Raw genomic sequence first — 8,479 nt, 5'->3', positions numbered from 1 at the left:
TCCACGTAGCCGGGCGCGAACTGCGGCTGCTGCTCGGCCAGGTCCAGGGCCTTCTCGATGAAGGGCAGCGAGGCGTCGGAGGCTTTGGGCAGGCGCTGGATTTGCTTGCCCGTGAGGGTGATGAGCACCGGGGCCAGGGCCGCGTCCAGGGCATCCAGCGCGTCGTTGATGCGCTTCAGGTCGGCGTCGGTGAGCGTGATGTCGAGGTTGTCGGAGGATGTGGGCATCACTAGAAAAGTGGAAAAGGGTTGGGAAAGGACAACTGGGTTTACTAGTGAATGCCGGGCTGGCCCGTCGGGAACACCCGGTCGTAGAGCAGGCCCGTGGGAATCTGGCTTTTGTCGAGGGGCAGAAAGCTGCTGTCGGCGTGGGCCTGAAAGCCGCTCACCGGCTCGGCGCAGGCTGCTTGCACAGGCGGCACGCCGGGGGCGGCGGCCGTGGCCACGAGCGGACGCTGGGCCATCGCCGCTCCACTAAGCAGCAAGCAGTAAAGAAGCAGATAGACGTGTTTCATAGAAAAGGGGGTAAAGTGAAGGACAGGAAAGAGATGGAAGCTTATTGTTTGCGGTCAAAGCGGCCGTGGGTAATGGTGATGGTTTTAGCTGGGTCTGCTTGGCTGGCCGCTGTAAACTCGAACGTGCCAGCAGAGATGCCATTAGTTTTATTGGCATATGACAATATTATGATTCCTGTATTTCGCGAATTAGTTATATATAACTCACTTGGGCCGCTAGCCATAAGTGTAGCGTGATTGAGCGTTTCAATTCTCAGTCCACCTTGATCTAAGGAAAGCGTATTTTGATTTAGATAATGAGTACCGAGGGCTTGCGAACGGAAAAATAGCGTAAGCGTGGTATTCTGATTTTGGTACACTCCGTTTATCCTTAAAGAATAAAGGCTATCATAGAAGAAGCCCCCTCCTAATGGGGGAATAGGATTAGACAGTAGGCTGCCGCCCCAGCCCATAGCCACGAACCGTTCTCCATTGATGAGGCAGCCCCCGGTGTTGGCACCCCGTTGCGTGGCGGGTGGCAGGCCGGCTTCCGGGGAATCCTTCTTGCAGGCGCTGGCCGTCAGCAGCAGGGCCAGCAGGAGGAATAGGAAAGTTTTCATAGCAGAAGCAAGGAAAAGAAGGTTCAACGAAAAAGCCCCAGACACACACCAGCACCCGCCACCGAAACGGCAGCAACAGCAACGCGGGAAGCAGGGGCAAACGGTGTGCGAAGGCAGGAGCAGCGTCGCCCGGCGCGGTAGTGGATAGATGCGGGCAGCGGCGGTAGGAATAGGAGGCGGTAACGGGTATAAGTATAGGGATATTTTGTACTTTAGCTATATAGGTGTGAAAAAATAATGTAGTCAAATCAGACTTTAAAAATCGGGGAAATGTGGCTGTCTGCTGATCGAAACAAGCCTCTGTTGGCTGCTTTCGGCCAGGAACGGGGCGCGACTACGGACTTTTGGCCGGTGCGCCGCTCCGCCACCAACCCGCGCTTCCGCCGCTTCGTAAGCAGCGACGTGAAGCCCTCCCTGTTCCCCGCCCCTGCCCCCGCCGACTTCGAAGGCCGCCAGCAAAAGACGCTGCTGGTACACGCGCGCCTGTGCGCCGAGTACGGCGCGCCGTTTCCGTTTTTCAGCACCAAAGACCCGCTCAGTGAGCTAATCAGCGCGTTGCTCTCACACCGCACCCGCAACCACGACTCGCACCGAGCCTACCAGCAGCTGCGGGCGCGCTTTCCAACCTGGGAAGAAGTGCGCGATGCCCCTACCACCGAAGTGCAGGAAGCCATTGCGGCCTGCACCTGGCCCGAGCAGAAAGCACCCCGCCTGCAGGCCGTGCTGCACGAGGTAACGACGCGCTGCAATGGCCCCTGCAACCTGCAGTTTCTGGCCGAGCTGCCCATTCCGGCGGCGCGGGCCTGGCTGGAAACCATTCCGGGTGTGGGGCCGAAAACTAGCGCGGCGGTGCTGCTCTTCAGCACGCTGCGCATTCCGGCCATGCCCGTGGACAGCCACCACCACCGCGTGGCGCAACGCCTGGGCCTCATCGGGCCGAAGGTGGGCGAAGGACCAGCCCACAAGCTGCTCGCCGACCTGCTCCCGCCCGACTGGGACGCCCAGCAGGTCTACGACCACCACGAGGCCCTCATGTTTCATGGCCAGAAATGCTGCTACTTTCACACGCCCGCCTGCGGCCGTTGCGTCATCCTCGACCAATGCCCGTTCGGGCAGGCCCGGGTTGGAGTAATGAGGTGAATGGTAATGAGGTAATAGGTAGATAGGGGTGAATAAGTGCAAGCGCCCCTGCCTTTCACTTCACCACCAACTCATTATTCACGTCCCTTCTGCCACTCCTTACCTCACCACCATTTACCTCATCACCATTCACCTCTTCACCGACATACAATGAAACCCACCTACGGCGTACCGGCTTTGCTTTCGTTTTTCATCCCCGGTCTGGGGCAGCTCATCAAAGGCCAGATTCTGAAGGCTTTTCTCATCTGGGCCGTGGGCGGCATTCTTGGGTTTCTGCTGGCCTGGACTATTGTGGTGCCCTTCATTATCTGGGCCTGGAACGTGTACGACGCCTACAACGACCCGGCCTAGCCGATGGCCGTGCTGCACCTGCGGGCCAAGCCGAACTCCCGCCAGAATGCCCTCCAGCTAGCCCCCGATGGCACCGTGACGGTGCGTCTGCACGCGCCGGCGCAGGATGGCAAGGCCAATGCCTGCCTGCTGGCGTATCTGGCTGAGGTGTTTCGGCTGCCAAAGTCCCACGTCACGCTGCTCGGCGGGCACACGGCTCCGTTTAAGAAAGTGGAGCTGGCCAGCCTCTCCGATGAAGAGGTGCGGGCAGCGCTTGCGCCTTTTGCAGCCTCCTGAGTTGATCCATTTTTCTGTCTATCTATGAATTTTCCTACCTGGGCGCAAGCCGGATTCTGGGGGTTGGTATCGGGCTCCGCGCTGCTGCTGGGCGCCGCCATTGGTTACTATGCCAAGGTTCCGCAACGGCTTACTGCGGCCATTATGGCCTTCGGCAGCGGCGTCCTGATTTCAACTCTCTCGCTGGAGCTGATGGAAGAAGCCTACCACAAAGGCGGCTTCACGGCCACGGCGCTGGGTTTTTTGGGTGGCGCGGCAGCTTTCACGCTGGCTAATTGGCTGCTGGCCCGGCACGGCGCCAAACACCGCAAACGCTCCGGCCATCACCAAAGCCAGGAACGGGCCGCCGTGCAGCAAGGCCAGACTGAGGGCAACGACGCCGGCGACGACAACGGGCTGGCGCTGGCTATTGGGGCGCTGCTGGATGGTATTCCGGAAAGCATTGTCATTGGGCTGAGTATGCTGGCCGGCGGCGCCGTGAGTATGGTGGCTGTGGTGGCTATTTTCCTCTCCAACCTGCCCGAAGGCCTGTCCAGCGCCTCCGGTATGCGCAAGGCCGGCCGGCCCGCCCGCTATGTGCTGTTGCTCTGGGCCGGCATTGCGCTGGTGTCGGGGGCTGCCTCACTGCTGGGCTACACGGTGTTCAGCCAGTTTTCCAACGAGGTGGTGGCCGCTACCATGGCCGTATCGGCGGGCGCGGTGCTGGCCATGATTGCCGATACCATGATTCCGGAGGCTTTTGAAGTGGCCCACAACTTCACCGGCCTGATTACGGTGCTGGGCTTTCTGGTGTCTTTTTTCCTGAGCAAGATGGGGTAAAACGCCTGTCATCCTGAGCGGAACGCAGTACCTTCTACCTATTGAACGGTTTTGTTCCGGCGTGAGAAGGTCCCTCGCTCCGCCCAGCATACTACCAAACATGAAAAAGCCGTCAGATTCCCCCCTGACGGCTTTTTCTCTCCCCTTCCCCCAAACACATCCGGGCCGCAGGGCCCCGATGGTACCTAGGCGCTTTCCTCCACCAGCTCGCGGCGGTAGGTACGCTCAAATTCTTCATCTACATGGTACGTGGACTCCTCGTGCTGGCTCAGGTCGAGGCCCAGCTCTTCTTCCTGCGGCTTCACGCGCAGCCCGAACACCCGGTCCGTCAGCTTCAGCAGCAGCCAGGAGCCTATAAAAGAGTAGCCGACCACAATCAGCAGGCCCAGCACGTGGTAGCCGAACACGGTGGCCGTCCCATGAATCAGGCCCACTTTATCGGCGAAAACCCCGGTGAGCAGCATGCCCACGATGCCGCCCAGCCCGTGGCAGGGAAACACGTCCAGCGTATCGTCGAGGGTGGTGCGGTGGTTTTTCCAGTGCACGGCGCCGTAGCTGATCAGCGAGGAAATGACGCCGATAAACACGCTGTGCCCATACTGCACGAAACCGGCGGCCGGTGTAATGGCCACCAGCCCTACCACCGCCCCGATGCAGGCGCCCAGCGCGGTGGGCTTGCCGCCGTGCACGGTTTCGACCAGCAGCCAGGCTGTAAGAGCTGCGCCCGAAGCCAGCGTGGTATTCACGAAAGCCAGCGCCGCCACATCATTGGCCCCCAACGAGGAGCCGGCATTGAAGCCGAACCAGCCAAACCACAGCAGGCCCGTACCCAGCAGCACGAAAGGCACATTGGGCGTAGAAAATACTGTTTTGCGCACATGAGTTGAGCGGCGCCCCAGCACCATAGCACCCGCCAGCGCCGCAATGCCGGCCGAAATATGCACCACCGTGCCCCCCGCAAAATCAAGCACGCCCCATTGGCGCAGAAAGCCCTCGGGGTGCCAGGTCCAGTGGGCCAGCGGGCTGTAGATGCACAGCGTGAAGAGCACCATAAAGGCCAGATAGCCTTTGAAACGGACCCGCTCAGCAAAGGAGCCCGTAATCAGGGCGGGCGTGATGACGGCGAATTTCAGCTGAAACGCGAAGTAGAGCACAAACGGAATGCTGGCCGCAAACGCCGGATTGGGCGCCGTGCCCACGTTGCGCAGCATGGCAAATGTGAACGGGTTGCCAATCAGACCGTGCCAGGAGTCGCCGTAGGCCAGCGAGAAGCCCACGAAGTAAAACACCAGCGTAATCACGCCCATGGCCACAAAGCTCTGCAGCATCGTGCTGATAACGTTCTTGGGCCGCACCATGCCGCCGTAGAAGAACGACAGCCCCGGCGTCATGATGAGCACAAAGGCGGTGGCGGTAAGCATCCAGGCAACATCGGCGGCATTAAGCGAGCCAGCCGCCGCCGCCGGGTGCGGAACTTCCACAAATGCCGCCACACCTGCCAGCACTACCACAGAAACCAGCGTGAACATGCTCAGGCTGGTGAGCTTGTTTGAGGAAAGAGGCATCAGCAAAGCAGCTAAGTGTTAAATCATATGCCAAAATAGAAATAAATACTACAAAATACAGCAAATACCCTTCATTTATTAGGCCTTAATTCATTTTTATCATAGCAACACATAATAGGCACCCTTAAAACAACAGGCAGTTTTTCAAAATATTGAAATTCGCACAAGCACACGCTCCTTCTACACCTGTAAACAGAAATATCGGTGCAGAAAAGGCGTGTGCTTGTGTAGAGAGGTTATTTTCCGCGCTTCCAGCGGTAATACTGCCGGTACCACGACGACGTTTTTTTACGCAGCGTAGCGGGGGTTTCTTCGGGAAACATGTTCACCCGGAACACCTGAAACCGGTCGTCCTCGATGCGCAGGCCGCCGGTGTCGGTAGCTACTCCGAAGGCAAAGCCAGCTTCGCGTACTTGCTGCTTGTTGGCTTCGGTCAGGGCACCATAGGGATAGGCGAAGGAAACGATTTGGGTGCCCAGTGCCTGTTCCAGGGCCACTTTGCTTTCCTGTATCTCGCGGGCAGCATCAGGCAGCGGCAGCTCCGGCAGGCGTGCGTGGCTCATGGTGTGCGCCCCGATTTCCCAGCCGGCCGCCACGAAAGCGCGCTTCTGCTCCTCGTCCATTATCTCGCTGCGCGGCTCGGCAGGGTCGTGGTCGGTGTCCCAGTAATTGTGCCGGATGGCGGGGTTGCCGAGCAGGTAGAGCACGCCACGGAACCCGTACTGCTGCATCAGGGGCAGCAGATTGGTATAGTTGTCGAGGTAGCCGTCGTCGAAGGTGAGGATAAGCGGCCGGGCCGGGAAGTCGGTCAGGTTCTTGTCGCCGTTGGCAAAAGCCAGATAATCGAGGAAGGTGATGGGCGTGAAACGCTGCTGCTGAAAGAAGCGCAGATGCTCCGCAAACCGGTCCTTCGTGACAAAGATGCGGTGCCTGGTCTGCAGCGGCTCGTCCGGAATCTTGTGGTACATGAGCACCGGAATAAAGCCGGGCACCCGCTTTTTCATCACCGCCGAGCGGTACAGCGTCAGCACCTCACTGCTAATGCGGGCCAGGTTGTAGTCAGCGCGCACGCGCTGGGTTAGCGCCTCTGGCACGGGCGCAGGGGCCTGCAGAAACGCCCGCACCTGCGCCAGCAGTGCCTCATAGTCCACGGTAGTCGGAGCCAGCAGCGCCGATATGTCGCCGAAGTTGGAAGCGGCAGCCTGGGGGTACGTTTCGGCCGTAACGATGCCTTCACTGCCCGCTTCGCCCAACGCCAGCACCGGCACACCGGCCCCCAGCGCCTCAATAGCCACCCGTCCCGCTCCTATTACCAGCGTGGAACGCTGCAGCCAGCCCGGTACGTCATCGGTAAAGCCCACCACTTCTACCCGGCTGCCAAAGCGCTGCTGCAGCTCAGCCAGGGCCGTTTTGCCAGCGGCCGGCAGGTGGTCCAGCTCGCCCCCGACCAAGGCAATGCGCAGCGTGGGCAGCGCGGCCAGCAAAGCGGGAAACACGTGCTGTAGCAGCGCCGCCGCCCGCTCGCCCTTGCCGCCATTGAAGCGCCCGATGAACGAGAGCCGCAGCTCAGAAGAACGAATTCCGCTCCCAGGTTCCGCTCCGAAAGCCACGCCGTTGGGCAGCAGCACGATTTTGTCGGGCTGCATCTTCACTTCCTCCACCAAGTGCGTGCGCAGATTGGCACAGATGGCCACCACTTTGTCGCCGTACATATCGAAGAGGCGGGTGCTGGCGTGCAGGTGCTGGCGGCCGTGCACCGTGCTGATGAGCGGCACCGGCAGCCCCAGCAACGCGAAATACGCCACCCAGCTGGCGGCGCGGGAGTGGGCATGCACTACCTCAATCTGCTGCTCGCGCACCAGCGCCCGGATGCGGCGGATGTTGCGCAGCCGCTGCGCGTGCCGCCGGTTGCTGATGGGCAGCTGCTCGACATGGGCCGCCGTGGGCAGCACATCGGCATCGGAAAGCAGCCAGACCTCGTGGCCCTGCTGCCGATGAGCCTCGGCCAGGTGCACGGCGTAGCTCACCGAGCCAGCGAAAAAATTAGCAGACAATACGTGCAGGATGCGCATAGCAGGCAGTAGGGAGGGCGGCCCCAAAGGTACGACCCTGCGCTTGCGCTATGGCCCACAGCCGGCGTGGTGCAGCTGCTAAGCCACGGAACGCCCCACAATATTCTCCAGGTACTTCTGCGCCGAACCGGTGTTCAGCAGCAGTACCTGCTATTCCGGCCGGATCCAGCCGGTGCTGAGCAGGTGGCGCGCCGCCATCCAGACGGCGGCACCTTCGGGCGCTACAAACAGGCCTTCCTCCTTGCCTAGTTCGCGCAGACCTTCCAGCATTTGGTCGTCGGTGATGGGCAGGGCCAGGCCTTTTGACTCGTTGAGCACTTCCAGCATCAGCGGCTCGCCCAGGGGGCGCGGCACGGCCAGGCCGTTGGCAATGGTGGGCTGCCCCATGTAGGCGTGGCAGTTGGCCTGCCGCCCGGCGCGGGTTTCGACCAGCGGGCAGCAATTAGCGGCCTGCACCGCTACCATGCGCGGCAGCTTCAGGTCAGCGGGCAGCCAGCCCAGCTGCTGCATTTCGCGGAAAGCTTTCCAGATGCCGATGAGGCCGGTGCCGCCACCGGCCGGGTACAGCAGCACATCGGGCACCGACCAGTTGAGCTGCTCAGCAATTTCGTAGCCCATGGTTTTCTTGCCCTCCAGGCGGTAGGGCTCTTTTAGAGTCGAAACGTCCAGCAGCTCCCCGTTGGCGTTGATTTCCCGCACCCGGGCGGCGCAGTCGTTTATCAGGCCATCCACGAGGTGCACTTCGGCCCCGTACCAGTAGCATTCCTCTTTAGAGTGTCTAACAAAACCGTTTAACGGCTCTCCAGGTGATGAGTGCGCAGGCGGGCATGGTAAAGGCCAAGTGGATGTCGTCGCGTCGTTCGTAGCGCACGCGCACGCGGCGGAAGCGGTTGAGCCAGGCAAAGGTGCGCTCCACCACCCAGCGGTGCCGCCCCAGCCGCTGGCTGGATTCAATGCCGCGGCGGGCGATGCGGCACTTGATGCCGCGCCTGCGCAGGGCCACACGGCACTTACGGTAGTCGTAGCCCTTGTCGGCGTGGAGCTTGCCGGGGCGCTTGCGCGGGCGGCCACGAGGCTGGCGCACGGCCGGTACAGCATCGAGCAATTCGGCAAACACGGTCGAATCGTGCGCGTTAGCCCCGC

The 8,479-nt window shown here is 60.9% G+C and carries 9 protein-coding genes and 2 pseudogenes; 4 read left to right on the top strand and 7 right to left on the bottom strand.

Annotation, left to right across the window (positions count from 1 at the left end; all coding sequences use genetic code 11):
* The 3 genes and pseudogenes from BUE15_RS20925 to BUE15_RS20915 all read right to left on the bottom strand — a co-directional run.
* A pseudogene (locus BUE15_RS20925) lies at positions 1-227 on the bottom strand (hypothetical protein); the annotation flags it as partial.
* 44 nt (positions 228-271) lie between these two features.
* On the bottom strand, positions 272-514 hold the full coding sequence (locus tag BUE15_RS20920; protein ID WP_139252479.1) for a hypothetical protein: 243 nt from the start codon (positions 512-514) through the stop codon (positions 272-274).
* Positions 515-555: 41 nt separating this feature from the next.
* Positions 556-1,113: a Riean_0653 family protein gene (locus BUE15_RS20915; protein ID WP_073289174.1), complete on the bottom strand. Its 558-nt coding sequence runs from the start codon at positions 1,111-1,113 to the stop codon at positions 556-558.
* A gap of 270 nt (positions 1,114-1,383) precedes the next feature.
* Between BUE15_RS20915 and BUE15_RS20910 the strand changes: the two genes are divergently transcribed.
* The 4 genes from BUE15_RS20910 to BUE15_RS20895 all read left to right on the top strand — a co-directional run bounded on the left by BUE15_RS20910 (position 1,384) and on the right by BUE15_RS20895 (position 3,699).
* Positions 1,384-2,253: an endonuclease III domain-containing protein gene (locus tag BUE15_RS20910; RefSeq protein WP_244536000.1), complete on the top strand. Its 870-nt coding sequence runs from the start codon at positions 1,384-1,386 to the stop codon at positions 2,251-2,253.
* A gap of 150 nt (positions 2,254-2,403) precedes the next feature.
* Positions 2,404-2,604: a hypothetical protein gene (locus BUE15_RS20905; RefSeq protein ID WP_073289172.1), complete on the top strand. Its 201-nt coding sequence runs from the start codon at positions 2,404-2,406 to the stop codon at positions 2,602-2,604.
* A gap of 3 nt (positions 2,605-2,607) precedes the next feature.
* Positions 2,608-2,880, top strand: a complete 273-nt coding sequence (locus tag BUE15_RS20900; protein ID WP_073289170.1) for a DUF167 domain-containing protein — start codon at positions 2,608-2,610, stop codon at positions 2,878-2,880.
* 24 nt (positions 2,881-2,904) lie between these two features.
* On the top strand, positions 2,905-3,699 hold the full coding sequence (locus BUE15_RS20895; RefSeq protein WP_073289168.1) for a ZIP family metal transporter: 795 nt from the start codon (positions 2,905-2,907) through the stop codon (positions 3,697-3,699).
* A gap of 185 nt (positions 3,700-3,884) precedes the next feature.
* Here the strand turns inward: BUE15_RS20895 and BUE15_RS20890 are convergent, their stop codons facing one another.
* From BUE15_RS20890 to BUE15_RS20875, 4 genes and pseudogenes are all read right to left on the bottom strand, one after another.
* On the bottom strand, positions 3,885-5,264 hold the full coding sequence (locus BUE15_RS20890; protein ID WP_073289166.1) for an ammonium transporter: 1,380 nt from the start codon (positions 5,262-5,264) through the stop codon (positions 3,885-3,887).
* Between the two features lie 236 nt (positions 5,265-5,500).
* Positions 5,501-7,336, bottom strand: a complete 1,836-nt coding sequence (locus BUE15_RS20885) for a polysaccharide deacetylase family protein (protein WP_073289164.1) — start codon at positions 7,334-7,336, stop codon at positions 5,501-5,503.
* Between the two features lie 150 nt (positions 7,337-7,486).
* Positions 7,487-8,092 (bottom strand): annotated as a pseudogene (locus tag BUE15_RS20880) (pyridoxal-phosphate dependent enzyme); the annotation flags it as partial.
* A gap of 22 nt (positions 8,093-8,114) precedes the next feature.
* Positions 8,115-8,479: transposase (locus BUE15_RS20875; protein ID WP_139252478.1), on the bottom strand; the 365-nt coding region annotated here is incomplete at its 5' end.

It is taken from the genome of Hymenobacter psychrotolerans DSM 18569 (assembly GCF_900142395.1).
Taxonomy (GTDB): domain Bacteria; phylum Bacteroidota; class Bacteroidia; order Cytophagales; family Hymenobacteraceae; genus Hymenobacter; species Hymenobacter psychrotolerans.
This window is presented reverse-complemented; position numbering and strand designations above follow the sequence as displayed.

Excerpts from the sequence above, each read along its gene's own strand:
- BUE15_RS20895 (WP_073289168.1), top strand. The coding sequence starts at position 2,905 with ATGAATTTTCCTACCTGGGCGCAAGCCGGATTCTGGGGGTTGGTATCG.
- BUE15_RS20920 (WP_139252479.1), bottom strand. The coding sequence starts at position 514 with ATGAAACACGTCTATCTGCTTCTTTACTGCTTGCTGCTTAGTGGAGCG.
- BUE15_RS20905 (WP_073289172.1), top strand. The coding sequence starts at position 2,404 with ATGAAACCCACCTACGGCGTACCGGCTTTGCTTTCGTTTTTCATCCCC.
- BUE15_RS20910 (WP_244536000.1), top strand. The coding sequence starts at position 1,384 with ATGTGGCTGTCTGCTGATCGAAACAAGCCTCTGTTGGCTGCTTTCGGC.
- BUE15_RS20890 (WP_073289166.1), bottom strand. The coding sequence starts at position 5,264 with ATGCCTCTTTCCTCAAACAAGCTCACCAGCCTGAGCATGTTCACGCTG.
- BUE15_RS20885 (WP_073289164.1), bottom strand. The coding sequence starts at position 7,336 with ATGCGCATCCTGCACGTATTGTCTGCTAATTTTTTCGCTGGCTCGGTG.
- BUE15_RS20900 (WP_073289170.1), top strand. The coding sequence starts at position 2,608 with ATGGCCGTGCTGCACCTGCGGGCCAAGCCGAACTCCCGCCAGAATGCC.
- BUE15_RS20915 (WP_073289174.1), bottom strand. The coding sequence starts at position 1,113 with ATGAAAACTTTCCTATTCCTCCTGCTGGCCCTGCTGCTGACGGCCAGC.